Origin of the sequence: Streptomyces achromogenes subsp. achromogenes (assembly GCF_000720835.1) — a bacterium.
Classification (GTDB): domain Bacteria; phylum Actinomycetota; class Actinomycetes; order Streptomycetales; family Streptomycetaceae; genus Streptomyces; species Streptomyces achromogenes.
In genome coordinates this window covers 59,831-82,512 of sequence record NZ_JODT01000031.1, presented here as the reverse complement: position 1 = coordinate 82,512, position 22,682 = coordinate 59,831, and the positions used below count along the sequence as shown (strand labels likewise).

The following is a 22,682-nucleotide window of genomic DNA, read 5'->3' as shown; positions in this document are numbered from 1 at the left end:
CGGCTCACACCTGCATGCGGCCGTCGCTCCCCTCGTCGCCCCGCACCGACGGCGGGGTGGTGGCCAGCCCGAGGACGGACCGGACGAAGACCGCGCGGATGGGGTCGATCAGGTCCAGGCCGTTCTCGTAGTGCGCGGAGAAGGTGTCCGCGTCCCCGGCCCGGGCCGCCTTCGCCCATTCCGCGCGCGCCTTGTCCAGGTCGGCGGCGAGCGCGTCGACCGGCCCGGCGGCGTTGTCGGGCCAGGAGTGCGCGCGCAGCATCCGGGCCTGCTCGCCGAGCGCGGCCGACACCCGGCCGGCCCACGCCTTGTGGCCCGCCAGGTCGTCCTCCACGTACTCCTCGCCGGGGGCGGACTCCAGCGCCGCGTTGAGCACGTGAGCGGCCTTCAGATAGGCGACCTGGTCGGCGTCCAGGTCTGTCTCGTCGTTGCGCAGCGACCCGGTCAGGTGGCCGTCCTCGTCGGTGTGGCCGAACACGCAGGTGACCTCGCGGTCCCCGGCGGCCCAGCTGTCCTCGGTCGGCGTCAGGAAGTAGATGTCGACGTACGCCGGCACCGCCCAGCCGTCCATCGCGTAACCGTCCTGGAGGGCCTGGCAGCGCTCGTCGGCGGTGTCGGCGACCATGTCGTCCCCCGGGTACGCGCCGCCGCCCCGCAGCCGGAAGGACGCGAAGGCCTCGCCGTCGTGGGCGCCGGCGCACGACACCGTGTCCACGTCGTAGGTCACACCGGTCAGCGCACCGCCCGGCGCGTTGAAGCACTGGCCTTCCGTCAGCGAGACTCCGGCGCCGTCGCGTGCGCCCTCTTTGATTCCGTGCCACAGGGACGAGGCCCCGCCGGTGGCGAACAGCAGCGTCCAGAGCAGCAGTCCCACCCCGGACAGCACCGCGCCGCCCACGGCCAGCCCGGTGCCGCGCTCACCGCGCCGGCGGATCTGCCGCAGCCCGGCCAGCCCCAGCACCAGTCCCGCGCCGGGCAGGAAGCACAGCACCCCGAGCACCAGGGAGGCGATGGCGAGGCCGTTGACCGGCGCCGGGGCATTGTGCGGGTGGTAGCCCTGGGTCCACGGCTGGTACCCGGGCAACCCCGGTGAGCTGCCCGGGGGTTGGGGCTGAGCCGGCGGGCCGTACGGCCCCGGATGCGGCGGAACGGACCCTTCTGGCTGGTGGGGCCCGGAAGGCGGGGGTATGGACACCGGTACCGTGCTCCTGGGTCGGGCGGCGGCAGCACAGGACCGGCGGCGGCCGGCGGCTGGACTGACGTACGACTGGCCGCATGGTAAGCGGGGCCCGGGCGGGGGCGGAACACGGCCCCGGACGGGCGTGGGACGAGCGGGGCCGGGTGGGAATGAGCAAGGCGGGCCGGGAGGGGCACGAGTGAGCGGGGTGACCGAGGAGACGGTCCGGCGGGTCAACGGGCTGACGGCCCGCTGGGCGCAGGCCCTGTCCGGGGGAACGGTGTTCTCGGCTCCGGGTGTGTGGCCCCTGCTGGCCTTCCTGGCCGACGGCGCGGCGGGCCCGGCGCGCGCGGAGCTGGCCGGTGCCCTGGGGGTGCCGGCCGATCAGGCGGCCGGGGCGGCGCGGGAGTTGCTGGCGGGGCTCGCGTCGGTGTCCGGTCTGGACGCGGCGCTCGGCCTGTGGACGCACCACGGGCTCGTGCTGCGCGAGGAGTGGCGGGCCGGGCTGCCCGCCGGCGCTCACGGCCGGTTCGGGGACGACCTGGTCACCGCGCAGGAGCGGCTGGACGCGTGGGCGGCCGAGCGGACCGGCGGGCTGGTCGAGCGGATGCCGGTGACGCTGACCCGCGAGACCCGGATGGTGCTGGCCGGCGCGCTGACCCTGCGGACCCGGTGGCGTCAGCCCTTCACCGAGCTGCCGTCGCAGCCGGATGCCGGGCCCTGGCAGGGCCGTACCCTGCGCGGACTGCACCGGCGCAGCGTGCGGCCGGACCGGGTGGGGGTGGCGGGCACCCCGGACGGCTTCGTCACCGCGCTGACCGTTCCCGGGGACAACGGCGTCGACGTCCATCTGGTGCTCGGCGAGGAGCGGATGGCGCCGGGTCAGGTGCTGGCGGCCGGGGTCGGCATCGTGGAGCGCGGCCTGCCGCTGACCGCGGGCGGCGCCCTGCCGCACGGGCACGTCGGCCCCGGCCTGTACGTGGAGCAGCAGCCGGCCGTCACCCCGGAGCCGAGGACGCTGGACGTGCGGACGGTGGCGTACGAGGTCCGGGCCGATCACGATCTGCTCGCCCTGTCCGGCCTGTTCGGGCTCACCACCGCGATGGACACCGGGGCCGGGCACTTCCCCGGGGTGAGCGACCACCCGCTGGCCGTCGGCGAGGCCCGGCAGTCGGCGGTGGCCCGGTTCGGCGCGCTGGGCTTCCAGGCGGGGGCGGTGACGGCGGTGCCGATGATGGCGGGCGGGCTTCCGGAGTTCCGCTACGAGACCACGGTCGTCCGGGTCGCCTTCGACCGCCCCTTCGGCTTCCTCGCCGCCGACCGCGACTCCCGTCTGGTGCTGGCCGCGGGCTGGGTCACGGACCCCGCCCCGTACCCGGCGACAGGCCTGGGACCGGGACCGGGACCGAGTATTCCGCCGACGTTCTGAGCGGAACCGGAGGGACCGGCGGGCCGGGGCCCGGCCGGCGGGCGATCTCCGGGGGCCGGTTTCCGGGGGGCCGGTGGTGGAGGCTAGCCGCCCAGTTCCGTGCCCTGCGGCAGGCGGAAGGGGACGGTGTTCCAGGGGCTGTCGGGGTGGGTGGTCAGGGCTTGGTGGGCGGCCAGCATCTCCTGGTACCAGCCGCCGAACTCCTCGTCGTCGAAGTGCAGGCAGCGGCCCAGCGCGTAGCCGGCCGAGAAGTCCGGCCACGAGGTGTGGGCGCACTGCGCGGCCCGGCTCGCCTCGACCACGGCCTCGCGCATCTCGGAGCGGGTGGCGAAGCGGGCGCCGTACCCCCAGCGGGCCATCATCGAGGCGCGGCCGAGGTCCCAGGCGGCGACCGAGCGCACCGCGGCGTCCGGCGCGAGCAGGCCGTCGGCGCGGAACCGGGCCTCGTAGCGCAGCACTTGGCCGACCAGGCCCACGACGTGCGCGACGAAGTCCTCCCAGTCCGGCCCGATCTCGTCCTCCGGCAGGGGTGCCGCCCGCTCGCGCAGGGTCGTCTCCACGCGTTCCCGCCAGACGGTGGCGTCGACGGCCTGCAACCGCCCGTCCGCGTGCCGGTAGGCGAGCGTGGCACGGGTGTCGAGGACGAACTCCCAGTACCAGGGGGTGATCTCCCGGTCGAGGAGGCGCCGCTGGGTCTCCTGCCACTCCGCGCGGTCGGTGACGCCCCACCACTTGGCGAGCCGCTGGTGCTCCATGGACAGGCCCAGCCCGTGGTAGTGCGGGTTGTTCCACGCCTCGCCGTTGACGAAGCACATCTGGGCGCCGAGGGCCAGGCCGTGCAGCAGCGGGCCGGTGGGCGGGGCGCCGGTGCGCCGGGTGACGAGCCGGTCGGCGCGGCCGTCCTCGTCCCAGTGCTCGTTGTGCAGCGCCCGCCAGACCTGGCGCTCCTCGTCGTCGGCCGCCAGCAGCAGCGGGCACGGGGTCCGCTGGTTGACGGCGATGCCGTCCACGTCATCGGGCAGGTCGTCGGCCAGCTCGCGCAGGGTGTACGCCTCGTAGACCACGTGCGGATGGGGGCGGGGCAGCAGGCCGCGGGTGTAGACGGCGACGAGCCGCCCGATCCGGGTGTTCTGGACGGGGAAGGTGCGCAGGCCGGGGTCGGGCGAGGTCTCCTCGCGGCGGAAGGGCACGTACACCAGGTCGCCGGCGAGCGCCTCCAGGTAGGCGAGGATCAGATCGCCCCGCGCCTCCTCGGCCGCCTCCGCGTCCGGCCACTCGCCCCGCGCGTGCCGGGTCAGCAGGTCGTACAGGTGCTGTTCGAGCGCGTCGGGGGCCTGCCAGGTGCCGGGCTCGGGCACCGGGACGTCCGGCAACGCCTCGTCGTGGTCGTCGAGTTCACCGACGACGTACCGCTCGGCCGGCCGCGCCCCCGCACCGTCCTCGTCCTGCCGCGCCGTCCGCTTCCGGCCGCCGAACACCCCGTACCCCCGTACGTCTCCGTGATCATGACTGCGGCCGCCACTCTACGACCCGCCGGCCGGCCGGCACCGGCAGGGTCCGGACTCCCCGCCCGGTGCTTCGCCGGGGCCGCGCGGGCCGCGGGAGTGGTGGTCCACCTCCCGCTGCCCCACCCGCCCAACCCCTAGGGGCCCTGCCAGGGACCGCTGGGGGATCGTCCGGATGCCCGGACGCGCCCCGGACCGGGACCGTGGATACATGACCTCGACACTCCCCGCATCCCGGCTGTCCCGACTGTGCTGCACCCTCATCCCCCTTCTCCTGCTGTCGTACGGCGTACTGCGCCTGATCGACGGCATGGACGGCCACCACGGCCCAGGACTGGCCTGGAACATCGGCCACTTATGCTTCCTGGCCGCGTTCCTCCTGCTGGGTGTGCTGGTGAGGGAACTACGCGCCCTGATCCCCGCGACCACGGCCCGGATGAGAACCGCGGCCGGCGCCGCAACGGCCGCGGGCCTGTTCGGCGCGGCCTGCTTCGTGTGGGTGATCCTGGGCGACCTGTTCCCCGCCCTCTCCGACACGGCCCCGCTGCCCGCCCCCCTGCAACTGGCAGGCCCCCTGGCCTTCCAACTGGGCCTGCTCACCCTCCTGATCATGCTGGTGACCACCCGCCCCAGGCAGCTCCCGATCTGGAGCCCGGCCCTGGCGTTCGTGTTCTTCCTCCTGATCACCGTCAACCTCGACCTGCTCCCCCTGGCAGCCCTCATCCTCATGGCAGCCCTCACCCCTCTGACCCGCCCCCGCGCCCTCCACGCAGCCCGGTAACCCCACGACAACGAAACCGAGCCCGTCCGAGCGCCGCAGGACGACCAGGAAGGCGGTCCCCCCTTGACGATCACGTGCCCCGGACCTCGCCGAGTCGCTACGGTCGAGGCGCCATGACCGCCCGGCCGACTGGACGCGCCCACCGCGCGAGAAAGGCTGGTGGCCCTGCCACCGAGACGCGCACGTCCGGGACGTCACTCCGGTCCATCGCCACACTCCCCCGCGACCACGGTGCCGGCCGCGGCGCGATCCGCACGGCTGCCGCCGGTCTCCTGCCCGACCACGCCGCCAACGCGCCGGCCCCGGAGCCGGAGCCACCGGTCACCCCGACACGGCCGGGCGCGCGGAAGCGAGAGGCGCACCTTTCCTGCGGCATGCCACACCCCAACGTGGTCCGGTCAGTCGGTGGCCGTCAGCGCCCGGCGTGCGGTGGCGAGGATCTCCTCGGAGAGCGGGGACCCTTTGGTGGCCCGGGAAAGAACGAGTGCGCCGAGCATGGTGCACAGCCGGGTGATGCCGTCCTGGTCCTTGGTGGCGAGCCAGTCGGCGAAGTCGCCCACTCCCTGGGTGTAGACGCGGCGGGCCTCGCTTTCCCCGCCGTCACGGGCCATGTCGGTGGCGAGTGCGGCGACGGGGCACCCGTCTGCCGCGCTGTCGCGGTGCTCGGCGGAGAGGTAGGTGTCGATCAGCGCCCGCTGGGCGGCCTCGCGCTGCCCGGCGTGCTGATCGATCCCGTCCTTGTGGTGCCGGGCGAGTTCGCCGAACGCGTGGGCGGTGGCTTCGTCGATGAGTGCCTCTTTGGAGGCGAACTGCTTGTAGAAGCCGCCGTGGGTCATACCGGCCGCCTTCATGAGGTCGGCGACGCTGACGTGGGTCCCCCGTTCCCGGACGAGGCGGGACGCGGTTTCCACGACCCGTCGGCGGTTCTCCTGCGCCTGCGCCTGCGATACGCGACCCATCCGCCACCTCCCAATTGGATGTCGACTGGCATCTATCTTAGACCAGTGCTTAGATTGGCGACGTAATCTAATGGACGCGAGCCGCTTGACGGCGGCCGTGACGCTGGGAGCGGGCATGGAACTCAAGGACGCGGTAGCAGTGGTCACCGGGGCCAACCGGGGGCTCGGGCGGCATCTGGCCACCCAGCTCGTGGAGCACGGAGCCAAGGTGTACGCAGCGGCCCGTCGCCCCGAAGGGGTGGACCTCGCGGGTGTCATCCCGCTGCGGCTCGACCTGACGGACGCGGAGTCGATCCGAGCGGCGGCTCGCACCGCCTCCGACGCGACGCTGCTGGTCAACAACGCGGGCATCTCCACCGGAACGCCCCTGGTGGCGGGCAGCCCGGACGCGGTGCGCCTGGAGATGGAGGTGAACTTCTTCGGCCCGCTCGCCGTGACGCGGGCCTTCGCCCCGGTCATCGAGTCCAACGGCGGCGGCGCCGTTCTCAACGTGCTGTCGGTCCTGTCCTGGCTGCACCCCGCCGGCCTCGGCGCCTACGCCGCGGCGAAGGCCGCGGCATGGGCGCTGACCGACGCGACCCGGGAGGAACTGGCGCCCCGCGGCATCACCGTCACGGCCCTGCACGTCGGATACATGGACACCGACATGGCCGCCGGCGTTCCCGCCGGCCAGAAGACCGATCCCGCCGAGGTCGCCGCCCAGGCCCTGTCCGGCATCGAGCGGGGACTGCCCGAGGTCCTCGCAGACGAGACCACCCGGCAGGTGAAGCAGAGCCTGGCCGCATCGCCGAACGCAGCGTGAGGCGCGCCCGCCGCAGCGGCGTGGGGCGTCATGGACAAGCAGTGAACACCAGGAAGTACCTCGCACCGGGCAGCACGCAGCGGGCGCAGATCCCGTCCCTGTGCGGACGAGACAGGAAGACGGCGATGAAGACCTACCTGATCCAGAAGTACGGTGACCAGTCCGCGGTGCGCGCCGCCGAGCTGCCCGATCCGGAGCCGGGCGCCGACGAGGTGCTGGTCAAGATCCACGCAGCGAGCGTCAACCCGCTGGACTTCAAGATCCGCGACGGCGACTTCAAGCTGATCCTCCCTTACCGCCTCCCCCTCGTGCTGGGCAACGACTTCGCCGGAGTGGTGGTCCGGGTCGGCTCGGCCGTCACCCGGTTCTCGGTGGGTGACGAGGTCTACGCCCGGCCCGGCAAGGACCGCATCGGAACCTTCGCCGAACTCATCGTCGTCCACCAGAACGACCTGGCCCACAAGCCGGCCACCCTCACCATGACGGAGGCCGCCTCCCTTCCCCTGGTAGCCCTCACCTCATGGCAGGCGCTGGTCGAGAGGGCACGGGTCCAGCCGGGCCAGAAGGTCCTGATCCACGCGGGATCCGGTGGAGTGGGCACCATCGCCCTCCAACTGGCCAGGCACTTGGGCGCACACGTGGCCACCACCGCGAGCGCGGCCAACGCCGCCCTGGTCAAGGAACTCGGCGCGGACATCGTCATCGACTACCGCGCCCAGGACTTCGAGGAGCTCGTGGAGGGCTACGACGTCGTCCTGGACACCCTCGGCGGCAAGACCCTGGAGAAATCGCTGCGGGTCCTCAAGCCAGGCGGGAAGGTCATCGGCATCGCCGGGCCGCCCGACCCGGACTTCGCCCGCGAGCTCGGCGCGAACCCGGTCCTGACGCAGGTGATGAACGCGCTGAGCCTCAAGACCCGGCGCCACGCCAAGCGCCGGGGCGTGAGCTATTCCTTCCTGTTCATGAAGGCCGACGGCGACCAGTTGCGCGAACTCGCCCGGCTCGTCGACGCCGGAGCGATCCGCCCCGTCGTCGACCGCGTCTTCCCCTTCGAGCAGACCCGCGAAGCCATGGAGTATGCCGAGAAGGGCCGCGCCAAGGCCGGCAAGGTCGTCATCGCGATGATGTGAGGGCCGGCACTCGCCACACCGCCGACGGGTCCCGGTCAGCGAGCGGATACCGCCTCCCTGCCACCCGTGCCTTCCGCATCCGGCAGAAGGAACCGGTCACGAGCGCACCGAGCGGTCCCCCCACGCCCACCGCGTCACCGACGGACTCGCCGCCCGGCGCCGGGTGATCACCCCGGGTGACCACCCCGGGTGATCGCCTTCGGCAACCGCGGAGTCGGCGCGTCGGCCGGCTCCGTCCCCGACACCGTCGAAGCGATGGCCCGCGACGCGGTGCTGTTCATTTGACGGGCATTCAGCGCCTCGTCACGTATCTGGTCAGGATCACACCGCAGGGAAAGGTCCGCGTCTCCACCAGGTTCAGGTTCACCCAGCTGTCCAGTGCGGTGAAGAAGGGCGTGCCGCCGCCCACCAGCACCGGCGCGGTGGCCAGCACGTACTCGTCGATCAGCCCGGCCCGCATGGCCGCCCCGGCGAGCGTCGCGCCGCCGATGTCCATCGGGCCGCCGTCCTCGGCCTTGAGCCGGGTGATCTCGGCGACCGCGTCGCCGGTGACCAGGCGGGTGTTCCAGTCGACCTTGTCGATCGTCGAGGAGAACACTGCCTTCGGCATGTCCCGCCAGCGGCGCGCGAACTCGATCTCGGCCGGGGTGGCGTCGGGCCGCTGGTCGCCGGTCGGCCAGAAGGAGCTCATCGTCTGCCACAGCTTGCGCCCGTACAGCGTCAGTTCGGTCGCCTGCAACTGGTCGGACCAGAACCGGAACAGCTCGTCGCTCGGCACGCTCCAGCCGATGTCGTCGCCCGGCGCGGCGATGTAGCCGTCCAGGCTCAGGTTCATGCCGTAGATCAGTTTCCGCATGGCGCCAGCCTTCCGCGAGTCGCTTTCACGCGTACAGACCGGCGCGCGCGGACAACTCATCGGTCCGCGATCCGAGTCGCAGGTAGTCCTCGACGGCGGCTCCATCGCAGACTCATCGCACCAGAGGCCCGGAGGGGCAGGCTGATCCGTTTCCTATTGCGAGGAGAAGTACATGGAGATACGGCCGCTTGAGGAACTGCGCGCTGCGGACGATCTGTCTCTGGCGTTCACCCCCTGCGGGCTCGGCGGCCGCATGACGCCCGAAGACGCCACGGAGTTCCAGCAGCGGCAGATCGCCGACTGTGACCTGGCGGAGGGCGTCGCGGCGGGAACACGCGACTCCTTCGAGCGGCTGCGCACCGTCTTCGCCTACGGCGTGCTGTGCTACGACGTGTACACCATGGTCGGCGACCAGGCACTCCTGATCTACGAGCAGGCGTTGCGCGACCGCTTCATGGAGTGGTGCTCCGGCACCATCACCTTCCGTCTCCCCCAGGCCCCGGACGTCTCCTACACCGTCACGTCGTACGACGACGTCAAGAAGCGCGCGGACAAGATGACGCGGCAACGCGCGAAGCTGGTCGTCGACACCCACGCCATCGAGTTCAACGGGATGCTGCACGGGCTCCGCCTGTGGGCACGTACGGCGGGTCTGCTCCGCGGGCGGCGCAGCCGAGCGGTCGAAGACGCACTGGCCAAGCTGCGAAACCACGTTGCCCATCCCTCCGGCCACCATGTCGATACTCCAGTCGGGGCGGCCCGAACGGTGCGGGATCTGGCGGAGTTGATCAACCAGCTGTGGGGGCAGGCCACTCCCGATGGGCGCCTGTACCCGGCACCCCTGCACCGGGAGATCACCGTGCTGAGCTGGAACGGTTCCGGGCGGGCACGGATGGAACCCGCCGGCGCGCTCACCGCTTCCGACCCCATGGAAGATGACGAGAGCGACGCGTACCAGTACGTCGTGGTGCGGGCCATCCCCTTCATCCCGGGCAGTCGCTGGAATGACGCTCACTGGGCGGAGTTCGACACCCGCTACGACACCACACGGTTCCCGACGGATTACCTGTGGGGGCCGGGCACCCGTGAGGAGGCCCGGGCGTGGCTGGAGCGGGAGCGCCCCGAGGGGGACAGCGTCGACTTCACCGACCGGGTGTTCCTCGTCCAGGACCACGGCCGCCTGTGGCCGCCGATGCGGCCGGCGGTGGCGGCCGGGCTGCCCGAGGCCGAACGGGCCGGGGTCTGGCATGCCGTGCGGGCCGATTTTCCAGACGACGCCTTCGCGCACGTCCGAGGCTCCAGGGATCGCAGCACCGGTCACGCCCGCCACCCCGGAGACTGTCCTGCCTGCTCCGCCGAGGTCCTCGGCTCCGGCACCCACGACGAGGCCCTTCGTGCTGCCGCCACCGCTCTGGGACCGATCCAGGCGGTGCACCTGCCCTCCGTCCGACTCCCCTCGTCAATCTTCTGGCCCGACCGACCGTGAGGAGCACGATCCCGGCACGGGAAAAAACCAGGGGCCCGACCCCAAAGAGCCGGACCCCTTCTGACCTGCACATCTGCCAGATCAGCGATGTAGTGGTAAGTCACCCGCTACACGTTGAACCGGAATGTTTGCGGACTGATCCTGACCTGCGGCGGAGCCCCGAGCAGGGCGCTGACCTGGGATTCCTCGTTGACGTGCGTTGGCCCCCGACGGCCGTTTACGGGTGTCCTGCGGACTGGCCGGGGCCTGAGGCAGAGAAATCCATGGCACACCGGCGGGACCGGTAAGGAGACTGCCCAGGTGAACGACCGCTGCCCCTGTCCCTGCTGCGGGCACCGCGTGCTGGACGCGATGCCCGGCTCGTACGAGATCTGCCCCGTCTGCTTCTGGGAGGACGACGGGGTCCAGTTCCGCCAGCCGACCATGGGCGGCGGCGCGAACCAGGTCTCCCTGATCAAGGCCCAGCGGAACCACCAGGACTTCGGCGCCTGCGACCAGTTTATCCATTGCACACGGAGTAGCGCCGACGCTGCCACGCACGCTCTCTGGACTGGCCCAAATACTCAGAGGTAGCCGGCTGCTCCGAGAAGAGATTCCACAAAATCGGAACGCTTGGCAATCTTGTCCTGCGTGTCGCCAGTACGGCTGGCGTGCTCCTCAAAGTGACCACGAAGGAACTGCAGCTGCCCCAAAAGAAGCTCCGGGGTACTGTGCCGATCATCAGTGGCAAGTTGCTTGAGCTGCTTTGGGCTACGGACCCGTCGACCCAGCAGTTCAGCCACAGCCAGCATGGCCAAGTGAAAGCGCAGGTTGGTTCGCTCGGCCGCAGGAGCACCGGCGGCCTCAGACGAGAGGAAGGAATCTACCTCGCTCTGAGTCCGCGCAAGCCATAGGTAGACGTTGAGGGGAATGTCGGCGGAGAAGATTCGCTTATATTCGGTATCATCCTTGAGCAGACTGGATGGCCGAGAGCGAGAGTTATGTGGCTGACTGAGCCCCATCGCCATAACAGCCTGAGCCAGCAGCGGGATACTTACCACTCGACCTGCAGGTCGACCCTGATTTCGGTAGTAATTCTTACGGCGATCGTAGAACCAGTCATTTTCCAGGAAATATTTCTCGATCTGGCGCTGAATTTCATCCGTGGCATGCAATGAAGCGACCGGAACGCTGGTCTGACGGTTCGTGGCTCGAATTACCTTGTCGCGGACGCTGGCATCCTCCGTCACCAGCACCCGGACCTGGAGCAAGCGTTCGAGCGCAGGGTGTTCTGCGTCACTAACAGCCAGCTCTTCTAGCGTTCGGTGCAAGGTGTGAGAGGTCTGCAAGCCATTGACAATTTGCACGTCATCGAGAGAGTGCTCCTTACCCACGGTGGAAACCCGGGAACACACGATGGTGACACCGTTATTAAGCCACCAGAACTGAGGAGCATTATCATCTATTAGCGAGGCTCGAATCTCGCGATTTACTTCGACTTCGCCTTGATAGTCACGCACATTCCAGTCAAAGATATGGCGCCGCAGAGAACCATCCTCATCACGCAAGAATGCCAGGTAGTCTCGAATCTTGACTAGCACGATATGGCTAGTACCATGCGTGATACTTTCCTGGAAGGGGAGTGTCAAAGTGTAGGAGGGTGCAGAGTTGGCGCGCTTCCAGAGTTCTGCCGCCCCCAGAAGCTCCACTTTCCCCACCGCCCCGGCCATAACCCTGGAGAATTGCGACTCCAAGTCGCGCACCTTGATTAGGACTTTAGCATTAACCGTTTCAGTGTCACCGCGCGTTACATACGAGAACCGAATTTCAATTTTCGGATGCCTCGTGGCCAGCGCCCGCAATGCGGTACGGAACCGCCCAACCCGCTCAACAACAGAATCATTATAGAGCTGACGCAAGTCCTCTTCAGACGCGGACAAGTCGAGAAGGCGACGAGCAGACGAGGAAACCAGATCGAGGGCAGTTTCCGTAAATGACGGAGTAGTCTTGGCCTGAACCATCCAAAGTGTCAGCCGCGTGCCTCGCTCAACAGTCGTCGCCTTGAAATCTTCCCCGAGGACTTCGCTATCTTCCATCAGCAGTTGTTCACCCAGGAAGACATAGACCCCGTCGATAGCCCCGTCGTCACCGCCTCCGAGAACTCCTGCCTCGATTTCCTCCAGCGACAGCTCTCCGAGAGTCACCGCCTGTTCGCAAGCAAAAACTTCAAACGCTTTGTCATCGGCGAGCGGAGTTACTCGCTCCTGCTGTCGCTGCTTGAGGAGCTGATCGATGAGAACCAGGTCATTGCTAGTCATTAGCTCCGCCGTCCTTGAAATCTGTTTTAGGGGATAGCATTTCGGCGCGTCTGCTTGTTTTCGGCCTATCGATTGAGGTCAACCCTCATTCTTTCTGCTCGCTACACCTGCAGCCAGCCATCAAGTGAAACTTGGGCGCCTCCATCCAGGTAGTGGCTGAGAGCACTTGCCGTGGTGTCTACGAAGGCGTCGGGGATGGCGTTGGCGTCGACCCAGCGGACCTGGGAGTGCTTGCGGGGTTCGCGGTTCTCGGGTTCGCCAGTCCATTCGTGGGCGGCGAAGACGACCGTGAGGAAGCCGTTGGGGGCTTCGACGCCCCAGGCTCCGTGGATGATGTGGGCGACCTTGAGAGACTCGGGCTTCACCGTGAGGCCCGTCTCCTCGTAGAGCTCGCGCACCGCAGTTTCGGTGATGGGTTCGCCCGGCTCGCTCTTGCCGACGGGGAGGTCCCACATGCCCTGGGCGAACTTGGCGTTCTCGCTGCGTTGGAGGAGGACGACGCGGTTGGTGGCCTTGTCGTGGACGATGACGGCGGCGACCAGCAGGGTCATCGATTCGAGCGCCGGCTTGAGGGCCTTCGGCTGGTCGTTGGTCTGCTGGGCCACGGTGTTCCCTTCGTCGGGCGGGTTGTTGGGCATGTTAGGCGAGGGCCTCGCGGGCGCGGCGGGCGAGATCGGCGGCACCGGGAACGCGGCGGCGCTGGTAGACCGCGAGCGTGGAGCGGATTGAGGTGATTGCCTTACGGGTCCGGTCGGAGGTCATGCCCTCCATGAGGACCAGGGCCTGGGTCCAGGCGGCGACGGCCTCGTCTGCGCGGGCCTGAGCGGCGAGGCTGTCGCCGAGGTCGGCGTGGGTGAGGGCGTGGACGCGCTTGTACTTCTCGGGGTCCCAGCGGGTGAGGGCGTCGCGGTGCTGCTGTTCGGTGCCGATGTGGTCCGCGAGGTCGGTCAGGGTGCGGGCGGTGTGGCTGGCCACGGTGCCGGCGGCCGGGCCGCTCACGCGGGAGTAGCTGGGCTGAGGGCCGTCGTCACGGAGGAGGGCGTCCTCGGCGGCGAGCAGGGCGCGTGCGGCCGACGAATTCTCGTCGGTGGCGGCGTAGGCGCGGGCGTGAGTGATGTGGAGGAGGGCCTCGGTCTGGCCGTCGACGTGGCCGAGACCGCGTCGCAGGGCGCCTTCAACGAGGTCGACGCAGTGGTGGGGCTGTTTGAGGCTCAGGGCCTGGTGGGCGAGGGCGCGCATCATCCAGGCTGCGTGGCCGTGGGGGTCGGCTTCGCAGGCGAGCTTGTAGCCGACCTGGTAGTAGCGCTGGGCGGCGCCTTCCTGGCCGAGGTCGTGGTGCTTCCATCCGGCGAGGTAGGCGAGTTCGGCGACGGCGCCGAAGGCGGCCCGGCGTAAGGCTTCGTTGGGGAAGCGTCCGCGCAGCATGGGGGCGGCGGTGTCGGCGAGGTACGCGGTGACGGTGGTCAGGCCGTGCCCGCCGCCGAGGCGCTCGTCGGCCGCACTGAAGGCCGCGGTGATCTGACGTACGACGTCCACGTCCTCCGCCCCGACCTGGGACGTGCCGGTGCGGGCGCGGAGCATGCGGGCAGTGGCTTCGTGGTCGTAGCCGAGTGGCATGGCGACGCCGGCGGTGGTGAAGGCCGCGATGGCAAGGAAGCGGCGGCGCTCGACGTCAGCCCGGCCCAGGTCGGTAGCCGCGAGGACGGGGTCGGATTCCGCCGGCGCTTCGTCATCGCTGGCCTGGAAGCCGATCTCGGTCTGGGTGATCGTGCGCCCCGCTCGACGGGACAGCGCTTCGGCGAGGTACTGGCCTACTCGGCCCGACGGGGCACGGGTGCCGTTCACCCAGTGGGAGATGGCCGACTTGTTGGTCTGGAAAATCTCGCCGTTCTCGGCGGCGATGCGCCGTACGTCTCTGGCGAGGGCCTCGTAGGTGCAGTCGACCGCCGCGATGACGTCACGCAGACGGGAGTTGGGTTCTCTCGGCGCCGCCACGATCGCCTCCACCGGAGCTGTAAACCGCGTATACCGCTTCAACTGCCTTCCACCGTACCCACTCAGCGTGACCGCCGGTTCACTTATCAGCAGCCGCCCGGAACGGCGCGACCGTGATCCAGGCTCCCCCTTGGTCCGGGCGGCACCCCGAAGTTCCGTACGCCCACACCAGGCTCGGGCATTCCTGTGCCCGAACCCGGCCAATCAGAGACGGAGACACGGTGACCACCATCGACACCACGGCCATCACGGTCGAGCTGCCCGAGGCGTTCGACCCGCGCTGGAGCCGCCTGCCCGGCATCCAGGTCGACGGCCGGCACATCACCATCGACCCGGCCGAGTACTTCTTCCGCTTCGAGTCGAACACCTGGCTCGTCGCCGACTGGGAGCTGGTCAAGTCCCAGCTCCTGGACGTGGACGAGACGACCGAAAGCGCGGTCGAGCAGCTCGCGCTCGACTTCATCAAGCAGCACAGCGAGTCCACGTCCGACGCGGCCCGCGTCCTGGCCACCGCGTACGAGGTGTACGCGTGCCTCTTCCGCGAGGAGCACCTGGCCGGCCTCGGCCTGCCGCAGATCACCGCCGACCACCTGCGGATGCTCCGCGAGGCGGCCACGCTCATGGCGCTCAACAAGGTCGAGCTGGACGGGCACATCTCCAACGTCGGCCCGTGCTGGTTCTTCCCCGCCGCCACGTCCGTCGTCTTCGATCTGGACGACGAGATGGGCGGGATGCTCGACGAGGTCTACCACGGCGGCTGGTTCAACGAGCACCGCCGGATCGAGTCCATCAAGGCCCACGCGGCGCTCGGCGGCCGGCTCGTGCACGGCTGCCAGTCCGTGCCGGACCAGTCCGGCGGCGTGGTCGCGCCCTACGGTGCCTCGATGGCGAACTTCCGCGACGACCTCGCGGCCTTCAAGGCGGGCTGGATCGAGCAGGTCTACGCCCACCGCGTGAACCCCGCCGCGTAACCCCACCGATCAGGCTCCGGGGCGGGCCGGCATCCCTCGCCCGCCCCGGACGCCACCATCTACCCGGAGCCCTCCTGTGACCACGAACCCCAGCGCCGAACTCCTCGACAACCTGCTCACCGCGACCGGCCGGACCACCACCGTACGGGAGGAGGTACGCGTGTGGTCCATGTCCGGCGTCGAGCGCGTGACCTTCCCCGACGGCTCCACGGCCGTCTTCAAGTACGCCAAGAAGCCCTTCGACAGCGAGGACCAGGCCCTCCGCCTGGCCCACACCCTCGGCGTACCCGTCCCCCAGGTCCACGCCTCCGCCGTCCTGGACGGCTGGCTCGGCATGCTCATGGAGGACCTCGGACCGTCCGTCCGCGAGGCCGACGACCTCGACGGCGTCGCCGCGGCCGTGATCCTGCACGGAACCCGTACGGCTCCGCCCTTGCCCATCCTCGACCAGGACCGGCTGCGCACGCTCCCGGCCCGGGCGCTGGAACACCTCGAACGGCTGCGCAAGGCTGACCGGTGGCAGGACGCCGACGATGTCGAGGACGCGCTCGACCGTATCGCCAAGGCCGCCGAAGCCCGCTCCGCCGGAGCGACGCTGGAACCGTTCGGCTGGGTGCACTCCGAGTTCCACCCCACCAGCCTCCACATCGGCGAGCGCGGCTGGCGGCTGCTCGACTTCGCCCGCGCCTTCACCGGCCCCGGCCTGCTCGACCTCGCCAGCTGGCACGGCACCATCGAGCCCCCGTACCCCGTCCGCCTGCGCGTCTTCCTGGAGCAGTACGTCACCGCCGGCGGCACCCCCGACGCCCTCGCCCCGCGCGGCGGGCTCACCGCCGAGAATTGGGCCCTGGGCTGGCACCGCATGTGGGCCGTCGAGTGGTTCATGGAGCAGTCCGTCCGCTGGATCGACGACCCGGCTACCGACCCCGCCTACATCAAGGCTGTCCGCCGCCACCTCACCGACGTCCTCCACGTCCTGGAGATCTGACGTGCTCGCCCAGGCATCCCCCTGGCACGCCCACGCGCTCCAACGCACCGCCGCTGGACTCGCCGAACCCCTGTCCGTACCCGCACGGATGGAATGGACCACGAGACCCGGCCAAGGGCCCGGAGCTGACGTCCTCGGCCCCGACCTGCGCGGCAAGCGACTCCTGGAACTCGGCTGCGGCCCCGGCCACAACGCCGCCCACCTCGCCACTCGCCACGGCGCGCACGTCACCGGCGTCGACCTGGTCGGCCTCCAAGTCCGCCGCGCCCGCTCCCACTACGGACGGCTGAACAACCTCACCTTCGTGGCCGGCCACGCGCTGCACTACCTGCACGCCTCCGACGAGCAGTTCGATGCGATCTACTCCGTCTTCGGAGCCATCGGTCTCGTCGCCCCCGAGCTCCTGCTCCCGGCCATCGCCCAACGCCTCACGCCCGGGCGAGTGCTGGCCTTCTCTGTCCCCCACCCGCAGCGCGGCGGTCGAAGCCCCTCCGGCGACGGCCGGCCCCGCCGCGACTTCGTCACCTTGCCCGACCGCACTCGGCTCCCCATCGCCCGATGGGAGTTCGATACCGACCGTTGGGAAAGGCACCTCAGCCGAGCGGGCTTCTGGCTCACTTCGGCCCAGGAGTTCAACGACCCCCGCATGGGCCACTGGCCCACCACCCTGCTGATCCGCGCCCGCAAGCTCTGACAGCCACCCGCCCGGCTTCCCCCGGAGGAACCGATGCGCCCGCCCTACCTGCTTATCGACATCGACGGCGTCCTCATACCCTTCCCCGACGAGCACGGCTCGACCCCGGCCACGCACGCCCGCCACGACGTCGTCCCCGCCGGCCGCAGCGACGACAACCCGGTCACCGTCTGGCTCAACCCCGACCACGGCCGCCTGCTCATGGACGTCATCTATACCGGCTTGGTCACTCCGGCCTGGTGCACCAGCTGGCGGCAGGACGCCACCACCCTCATCGGGCCCCTTCTCGACCTCCCGGCCCTGCCGTACGTCAATCTCCCACGTCCGCAGATCACCACCAGCCACCCCAACGGCTACCTGTGGAAGCGCGACCACGTCGACGCGTGGTTGGGTGACGCCCCCGCCGTCTGGATCGACGACGACTTCACCGGCCTCGACCATGAATGGGCGGTGGAGCGCACTGCGAAGGGAACGGCGACCCTCCTCATTCAGCCCGACCCACACCACGGGCTGCAGCCCGAGCACCTGACCGAGGTCACGAGGTGGGTCGCGCAGTTACCCACAGCCCGCGCCGCCTGACGTCCTGATGCCCTCGCTGCCACGAGCAGCGAGGGCATCAGAGTGTTGCTCGAGCGTGAGCCGCCTACGGTCTGTGGCGCGTATCGGCGGCGCTGATGTCGGACTCTGCTGGAACACTGCGGTCGTGATCAACGAGATGACCCCAGACCTTTCTGGTGCTCCCGTCGGCTTACTGCCACCCAGAGCACAGGCAGAGCTCGCCGGCACCGCCTGGGAAGAGCTGCCGCACGTCTGTACGGGCCGGCACGGTGTGCCTGACACACCGGACACCCTCGGCGCTGTGCTCGCCGCCGACCCGGCCCGCCAGGTACGGGCGGTAGGCGATCTGTATCGGCTGCTCCTCAATCAGGAGCAGGTGTTTCCGGCGACCGCTCCGGCAGCCTTGGTCCTCGCCTGTCTTCTCGACGATCCGCGCACCCTCGCCGAAGACCGGTGGGAGAGCAGAGCTGGTCGGCGGTCGCTTCGCGCCGAACTGCTGAACTGGCTGGCTTCGTTCGCCGACATCGCACGCCTGAACGTCGAGGACGGCGTCGGCGCGGCGCAGGATCTGGCTGCCGCTCGTGCGTCAAGGCCAATACTCCACGACCGTATCGCGGATTTCTGCGACGACGACGATCCACTGGTGAGGGAGGCCGCGCTCGCGGCCACCGCCCTGCTCCTGGCCGACCCCGCCCTCACCTCGTCCGTACCCCGGTACGCGCCCGCCGTTCGCGAGGTCCTTGCCGTAAGCGCGGACTCGTACTACCGGTGGATCGCCCGAGAACGGTTGGCTGCCTGGGGTGAGGATGTCACTGGTCTGGTCACTGCGGAGAAGGAGCGCCGCGCGGCCCTGGACCGGGCAGGCGAGTTGGCGGAGGACCCGTTCGGCGGCCAGGAGCAGGAGCAGGCGATCCGCTGGCTGGAAGAGCAACCCGAGGACACCGCGGCTCCGGAACGACTCGGCCGCCAGCGTGAGGACCGGACCGCAAAGGCCGCCCAACCCGCTCCGTCGCAGGTCAGACGGCCTTTCGCCGAACGTATTAGACGTTGAAGCGGAACTCCACCACATCCCCGTCCTGCATCACGTAGTCCTTGCCCTCCATGCGGGCCTTGCCCTTGGCTCGGGCCTCGGTGACGGAGCCGGTTTCGACCAGGTCGTCGAAGGAGATGACCTCGGCCTTGATGAAGCCCTTCTGGAAGTCGGTGTGGATGACACCGGCCGCCTCGGGGGCCGTGGCGCCCTTCTTGATCGTCCAGGCGCGGGACTCCTTGGGGCCGGCCGTCAGGTACGTCTGCAGGCCGAGGGTGTCGAAGCCGACGCGGGCCAGGGTCGCGAGGCCCGGCTCGTCCTGGCCGACGGACTGGAGGAGCTCCAGGGCCTCCTCCTCGTCCAGCTCGGCGAGGTCCGCCTCCAGCTTGGCGTTGAGGAAGATCGCCTCGGCGGGGGCGACCAGGGCACGCTGCTCGTTCTTGAAGTCCTCGTCCACCAGCTCGTCCTCGTCGACATTGAAGACGTAGAGGAAGGGCTTCGTCGTCAGCAGGTGCAGGTCGTGCAGGAGCTCCGCGCGCTCGCTGCCCTGGACGATGCCGTGGGCGAAGAGCGTCTCGCCCTTCTCCAGGATCTCCTTGGCCTCCTCGACGGCCTTGACCTTGGGCGCGACGTCCTTCTTGATCCGCGACTCCTTCTGGAGGCGGGGGAGGACCTTCTCGATGGTCTGGAGGTCGGCGAGGATCAGCTCGGTGTTGATCGTCTCGATGTCGTCCTTCGGCGAGACCTTGCCGTCGACGTGGACGACGTTCTCGTCCTTGAAGGCGCGGATGACCTGGCAGATCGCGTCGGACTCGCGGATGTTCGCCAGGAACTTGTTGCCCAGGCCCTCGCCCTCGGACGCACCGCGCACGATGCCGGCGATGTCGACGAAGTCCACCGTGGCCGGAAGGATGCGCTCCGACTTGAAGATCGACGCCAGCTTGGCGAGGCGGGCGTCGGGCACGCCGACCACGCCCACGTTCGGCTCGATCGTGGCGAACGGGTAGTTGGCCGCCAGCACGTCGTTCTTGGTCAGGGCGTTGAACAGGGTCGACTTGCCGACGTTGGGCAGGCCGACGATTCCGATCGTGAGCGACACGTTGCGACTTCCCGTAGTTGAGTGGGCCAGGGGCTGCCAGGGGCCAGAGACCGACACTGGCCGATCCACCAGTTTACGGCGTCCCGCGCGTCCGCCTCACGAGCGCGTCGGACGCCCGGCCAAGCTCCCCCGCCCGGCGTGTCTGGGGGCTGATTCAGCACATAAACAGACCTAGGTTGGTTCCTGTGGAGCAACACAGGCAGCGACCCCCGAACGACGGACCGCGACGCGGCATGCCGCCCCAGCGCCCCAGAGGCCTGCGGCAGCCCCCGACCTCGCCGGCCCCCGGGGCGTCACCTGGTGCCAGGGCTTCGGAGGCTTCCAAGGGTCCCGTGCCTCCCATGACTCCTCCCTCCCCGATGCCCTCCCAGGGCCGGCGACGCCCGGGGAGCGCCCGCGGGGGCAGCGACGGCAGCGGCCGCAGCGGGGCCGGGGCGGGTGCCGGTCGCTCCGGCCGGCGGACCCGGGTGTCGTCCGCGGCCCCACCCTCGGGGTCCCGGCTGCCCAATCCCCGGCTGACCGGGCTCGGCAGCGGGCTGTTCTGCGCCGTGGCGATGTTTCTGCTCGGCTGCCTGGACCAGCTGCTGTTCGGTGCCTCCCCGGCGGTCTACGGCGTGCTGTTCCTGCCGGTGTGCGTACTGACCGCGCTGTGGGTGCGCGGCGGGGACGTGCTGAGCGCGCCCGTGGTGCTGCCGATCGCGTTCGCGGTGGGGCTGCTGCCGGTCGCGGAGGGCGGCGGAGGGCTGTTCGGCCGGCTGATGGGGCTGGTCACCGGGCTCGCCACCCAGGCCGGGTGGCTGTACGGGGGGACACTGCTGGCCGCGGCCATCGTGCTCGTCCGCCGGGTGCGGTGGGTACGGGGCCGGCAGCGGCGCGGCTGACGCCCTTCCCCCGTCGGCCTGGGGTCCCGGTCGACTCCGGGGTCCCGGTCGACTCCGGGATCCCCGTCGCCCGGTGCCCCCATCGGCCCGGCGTGGCGGCCACCGGTCAGCAGGCGGCGGTCGGTCACCGGTGACGGTGACCGGGTGATCGGTAGCCGACCACCCCGCTCTCCTCAGCCGAGTGACACCGACTGCTCCCCCTCACCCCGACTGCCCCGCCCTCATCGCCGCGCCCACGATTCCCGCGTCGTTCTGGAGGCGCGCCGGGACGATCTCGGCCTTGACGTCCTCGATGAGGTGCAGGAACTTGTCCGCCTTGCGGCTGACCCCGCCGCCGATGATGAACAGCTCCGGGGAGAACAGCATCTCCACGTGCCGGAGATAGCGCTGGACGCGGCGCGCCCAGCGCTCCCAGCTGAGGTCGTGGTCCTCCTTGGCCTTGCTGGAGGCGCGCTTCTCGGCCTCGTGGCCGTTCAGCTCCAGGTGGCCCAGTTCCGTGTTGGGGAGCAGGGCGCCGTCCACGAAGACGGCGCTGCCGATGCCGGTGCCGAAGGTGAGCAGGATGACCGTGCCCCGGCGGCCCCGGCCGGCGCCGAACTCCATCTCGGCGACGCCCGCCGCGTCCGCGTCGTTCACCACGGTCACCGGCAGGCCGCCGAGCCGGTCGCCGAACAACGCGCGCGCGTCCGTGTCGATCCAGCCCGGGTCCACGTTCGCGGCCGTACGGACCGTGGCGCCGCCGGTGACCACTCCGGGGAAGGTCAGGCCGACCGGCCCGGTCCACCCGAAGTGGTCCACCACCTGCTTGACCCCGTCGGCGACGGCTTCGGGCGTCGCCGGATGGGGGGTGAGCACCTTGTGGCGCTCCTGTGCCAGGTCGCCCCGTTCGAGATCCACAGGGGCGCCCTTGATCCCGGATCCGCCGATGTCCACGCCGAAGATCTGCATGGCTCCACGTTACGACGGACCACTGACGGTCACGCCGCCGGTGTGCCGCTCCCGCCGCGCTCGGCCACCAGTGCCGCCGCCTCCTCGCGCAGGTCGCGGCGCAGTTCCTTGGGCAGCGAGAAGGTGATCGTCTCCTCGGCCGCCCTGACCAGCTCCACGTCGCCGTAACCGCGCTCGGCGAGCCACTCCAAAACCTGCTCGACCAGCACCTCGGGCACGGAGGCGCCGGAGGTGACGCCGACGGTCGTCACGCCCTCCAGCCAGGACTCGTCGATCTCGTCGGCGAAGTCGACCAGGTGGGCGTCGCGGGCGCCGGCCAGCTTGGCGACCTCGACCAGCCGCTTGGAGTTGGAGGAGTTGCGCGAGCCGACGACGATGACCAGCTCGGCCTCGGCGCCCATCTGCTTCACGGCGAGCTGGCGGTTCTGGGTGGCGTAGCAGATGTCGTCGCTGGGCGGGGAGACGAGGCCCGGGAACTTGGTCTTCAGCGCGTCGACGGTCTCCATGGTCTCGTCGACGGAGAGGGTGGTCTGGGAGAGCCAGACGACCTTGGACGGGTCGCGGACCTCGACCTTGGCGACGTCCTCGGGGCCGTCGACCAGCTGGATGTGGTCGGGGGCCTCGCCGGAGGTGCCGATGACCTCCTCGTGGCCCTCGTGTCCGATCAGGAGGATGTCGTAGTCCTCCGCGGCGTACCGGACGGCCTCCTTGTGGACCTTGGTGACAAGGGGGCAGGTGGCGTCGATGGTGGCGAGCCGGCCTTGGCGGGCCTCCTCGTGCACCACGGGCGCGACGCCGTGCGCCGAGAACATGACGATGTTGCCGGGCGGCACCTCCTCCGTGCGCTCCACGAAGATGGCGCCCTTCTTCTCCAGGGTCTGCACCACGTACTTGTTGTGGACGATCTCGTGCCGGACGTAGATCGGGGCCCCGTACTGTTCCAGGGCTTTCTCGACGGCGATCACGGCGCGGTCCACGCCGGCGCAGTAGCCCCGGGGGGCGGCGAGCAGGACACGGCGGCCAGACGAAGCGGTCATGCGTCCCATCGTACGGCCGCGTTCACCAGCCCAGAGATCGCTTCCCCACACTCCGCGGG

22 protein-coding genes are annotated in these 22,682 nt (G+C 69.9%); 12 read left to right on the top strand and 10 right to left on the bottom strand.

What is annotated here, in order from left to right:
• Positions 1 to 4: 4 nt before the first annotated feature.
• Positions 5 to 1,084, bottom strand: coding sequence for a DUF4190 domain-containing protein (locus IH25_RS0128280; protein WP_037655744.1), 1,080 nt, complete (start codon positions 1,082 to 1,084; stop codon positions 5 to 7).
• A 292-nt stretch (positions 1,085 to 1,376) separates the two neighbouring features.
• Here IH25_RS0128280 and IH25_RS0128275 point away from each other — a divergent pair, with 292 nt between their 5' ends.
• Complete coding sequence (locus IH25_RS0128275; RefSeq protein ID WP_030616614.1) at positions 1,377 to 2,606, top strand: serpin family protein; 1,230 nt, start codon at positions 1,377 to 1,379, stop codon at positions 2,604 to 2,606.
• A gap of 83 nt (positions 2,607 to 2,689) precedes the next feature.
• Here IH25_RS0128275 and IH25_RS0128270 read toward each other — a convergent pair whose 3' ends face one another.
• Positions 2,690 to 4,084, bottom strand: a complete 1,395-nt coding sequence (locus tag IH25_RS0128270) for a DUF1266 domain-containing protein (RefSeq protein WP_078844456.1) — start codon at positions 4,082 to 4,084, stop codon at positions 2,690 to 2,692.
• Between the two features lie 238 nt (positions 4,085 to 4,322).
• Between IH25_RS0128270 and IH25_RS0128265 the strand changes: the two genes are divergently transcribed.
• Positions 4,323 to 4,892 carry a hypothetical protein gene (locus tag IH25_RS0128265; protein ID WP_030616607.1) on the top strand — a complete coding sequence of 190 codons (570 nt, stop codon included), beginning with the start codon at positions 4,323 to 4,325 and terminating at the stop codon, positions 4,890 to 4,892.
• A gap of 398 nt (positions 4,893 to 5,290) precedes the next feature.
• Here the strand turns inward: IH25_RS0128265 and IH25_RS0128260 are convergent, their stop codons facing one another.
• Positions 5,291 to 5,851, bottom strand: coding sequence for a TetR/AcrR family transcriptional regulator (locus IH25_RS0128260; protein WP_030616605.1), 561 nt, complete (start codon positions 5,849 to 5,851; stop codon positions 5,291 to 5,293).
• A 115-nt stretch (positions 5,852 to 5,966) separates the two neighbouring features.
• Here IH25_RS0128260 and IH25_RS0128255 point away from each other — a divergent pair, with 115 nt between their 5' ends.
• Both IH25_RS0128255 and IH25_RS0128250 read left to right on the top strand, forming a co-directional pair.
• On the top strand, positions 5,967 to 6,653 hold the full coding sequence (locus tag IH25_RS0128255) for an SDR family oxidoreductase (protein ID WP_030616602.1): 687 nt from the start codon (positions 5,967 to 5,969) through the stop codon (positions 6,651 to 6,653).
• A gap of 125 nt (positions 6,654 to 6,778) precedes the next feature.
• A complete protein-coding gene (locus tag IH25_RS0128250; RefSeq protein WP_030616600.1) occupies positions 6,779 to 7,783 on the top strand; it encodes an NADP-dependent oxidoreductase in 1,005 nt (334 codons plus the stop codon).
• A 292-nt stretch (positions 7,784 to 8,075) separates the two neighbouring features.
• On the opposite strand, the gene IH25_RS0128240 is transcribed toward IH25_RS0128250, so the two are convergent.
• Entirely contained in the window at positions 8,076 to 8,639 is a 564-nt protein-coding gene (locus IH25_RS0128240; RefSeq protein WP_030616597.1) for a dihydrofolate reductase family protein, read from the bottom strand.
• Positions 8,640 to 8,811: 172 nt separating this feature from the next.
• Between IH25_RS0128240 and IH25_RS0128235 the strand changes: the two genes are divergently transcribed.
• Positions 8,812 to 10,125, top strand: coding sequence for a hypothetical protein (locus tag IH25_RS0128235; protein WP_030616594.1), 1,314 nt, complete (start codon positions 8,812 to 8,814; stop codon positions 10,123 to 10,125).
• 300 nt (positions 10,126 to 10,425) lie between these two features.
• Positions 10,426 to 10,698, top strand: coding sequence for a CPCC family cysteine-rich protein (locus tag IH25_RS0128230; protein WP_078844455.1), 273 nt, complete (start codon positions 10,426 to 10,428; stop codon positions 10,696 to 10,698).
• On the opposite strand, the gene IH25_RS39975 is transcribed toward IH25_RS0128230, so the two are convergent.
• The 3 genes from IH25_RS39975 to IH25_RS0128215 all read right to left on the bottom strand — a co-directional run bounded on the left by IH25_RS39975 (position 10,689) and on the right by IH25_RS0128215 (position 14,417).
• The gene (locus IH25_RS39975) at positions 10,689 to 12,422 is read right to left on the bottom strand and encodes an AIPR family protein (protein ID WP_078844454.1); all 1,734 of its coding nucleotides are present in this window, start codon (positions 12,420 to 12,422) and stop codon (positions 10,689 to 10,691) included. The genes IH25_RS0128230 and IH25_RS39975 overlap by 10 nt on opposite strands.
• A gap of 101 nt (positions 12,423 to 12,523) precedes the next feature.
• Positions 12,524 to 13,060 carry an NUDIX domain-containing protein gene (locus IH25_RS0128220; RefSeq protein WP_030616583.1) on the bottom strand — a complete coding sequence of 179 codons (537 nt, stop codon included), beginning with the start codon at positions 13,058 to 13,060 and terminating at the stop codon, positions 12,524 to 12,526.
• Position 13,061: 1 nt separating this feature from the next.
• Positions 13,062 to 14,417, bottom strand: coding sequence for a hypothetical protein (locus IH25_RS0128215; RefSeq protein ID WP_030616580.1), 1,356 nt, complete (start codon positions 14,415 to 14,417; stop codon positions 13,062 to 13,064).
• A gap of 221 nt (positions 14,418 to 14,638) precedes the next feature.
• On the opposite strand from IH25_RS0128215, the gene IH25_RS0128210 reads away from it, so the two are divergent.
• The 5 genes from IH25_RS0128210 (at position 14,639) to IH25_RS0128190 (ending at position 18,679) form a co-directional block, all read left to right on the top strand.
• Positions 14,639 to 15,388, top strand: coding sequence for a hypothetical protein (locus IH25_RS0128210; protein WP_030616578.1), 750 nt, complete (start codon positions 14,639 to 14,641; stop codon positions 15,386 to 15,388).
• Between the two features lie 76 nt (positions 15,389 to 15,464).
• Positions 15,465 to 16,376, top strand: a complete 912-nt coding sequence (locus IH25_RS0128205; RefSeq protein ID WP_030616575.1) for a phosphotransferase family protein — start codon at positions 15,465 to 15,467, stop codon at positions 16,374 to 16,376.
• Position 16,377: 1 nt separating this feature from the next.
• The gene (locus IH25_RS0128200; protein ID WP_030616570.1) at positions 16,378 to 17,070 is read left to right on the top strand and encodes a class I SAM-dependent methyltransferase; all 693 of its coding nucleotides are present in this window, start codon (positions 16,378 to 16,380) and stop codon (positions 17,068 to 17,070) included.
• Positions 17,071 to 17,103: 33 nt separating this feature from the next.
• Positions 17,104 to 17,649, top strand: a complete 546-nt coding sequence (locus IH25_RS0128195; protein ID WP_030616566.1) for an HAD domain-containing protein — start codon at positions 17,104 to 17,106, stop codon at positions 17,647 to 17,649.
• Between the two features lie 124 nt (positions 17,650 to 17,773).
• Complete coding sequence (locus tag IH25_RS0128190; RefSeq protein ID WP_245172901.1) at positions 17,774 to 18,679, top strand: hypothetical protein; 906 nt, start codon at positions 17,774 to 17,776, stop codon at positions 18,677 to 18,679.
• Here the strand turns inward: IH25_RS0128190 and ychF are convergent.
• Positions 18,669 to 19,757 (bottom strand): redox-regulated ATPase YchF, encoded by a 1,089-nt coding sequence (ychF, locus tag IH25_RS0128185; RefSeq protein WP_030616561.1) that lies wholly within the window; start codon positions 19,755 to 19,757, stop codon positions 18,669 to 18,671. The two genes, IH25_RS0128190 and ychF, sit on opposite strands and share 11 nt — an antisense overlap.
• Before the next feature lie 341 nt (positions 19,758 to 20,098).
• Between ychF and IH25_RS42545 the strand changes: the two genes are divergently transcribed.
• Positions 20,099 to 20,638 carry a DUF6542 domain-containing protein gene (locus tag IH25_RS42545; protein WP_342447382.1) on the top strand — a complete coding sequence of 180 codons (540 nt, stop codon included), beginning with the start codon at positions 20,099 to 20,101 and terminating at the stop codon, positions 20,636 to 20,638.
• 201 nt (positions 20,639 to 20,839) lie between these two features.
• Here the strand turns inward: IH25_RS42545 and ppgK are convergent, their stop codons facing one another.
• Positions 20,840 to 21,586 carry a polyphosphate--glucose phosphotransferase gene (ppgK, locus tag IH25_RS0128175; protein WP_030616554.1) on the bottom strand — a complete coding sequence of 249 codons (747 nt, stop codon included), beginning with the start codon at positions 21,584 to 21,586 and terminating at the stop codon, positions 20,840 to 20,842.
• 29 nt (positions 21,587 to 21,615) lie between these two features.
• The gene (locus tag IH25_RS0128170) at positions 21,616 to 22,632 is read right to left on the bottom strand and encodes a 4-hydroxy-3-methylbut-2-enyl diphosphate reductase (protein ID WP_107058484.1); all 1,017 of its coding nucleotides are present in this window, start codon (positions 22,630 to 22,632) and stop codon (positions 21,616 to 21,618) included.
• Positions 22,633 to 22,682 lie beyond the last annotated feature (50 nt).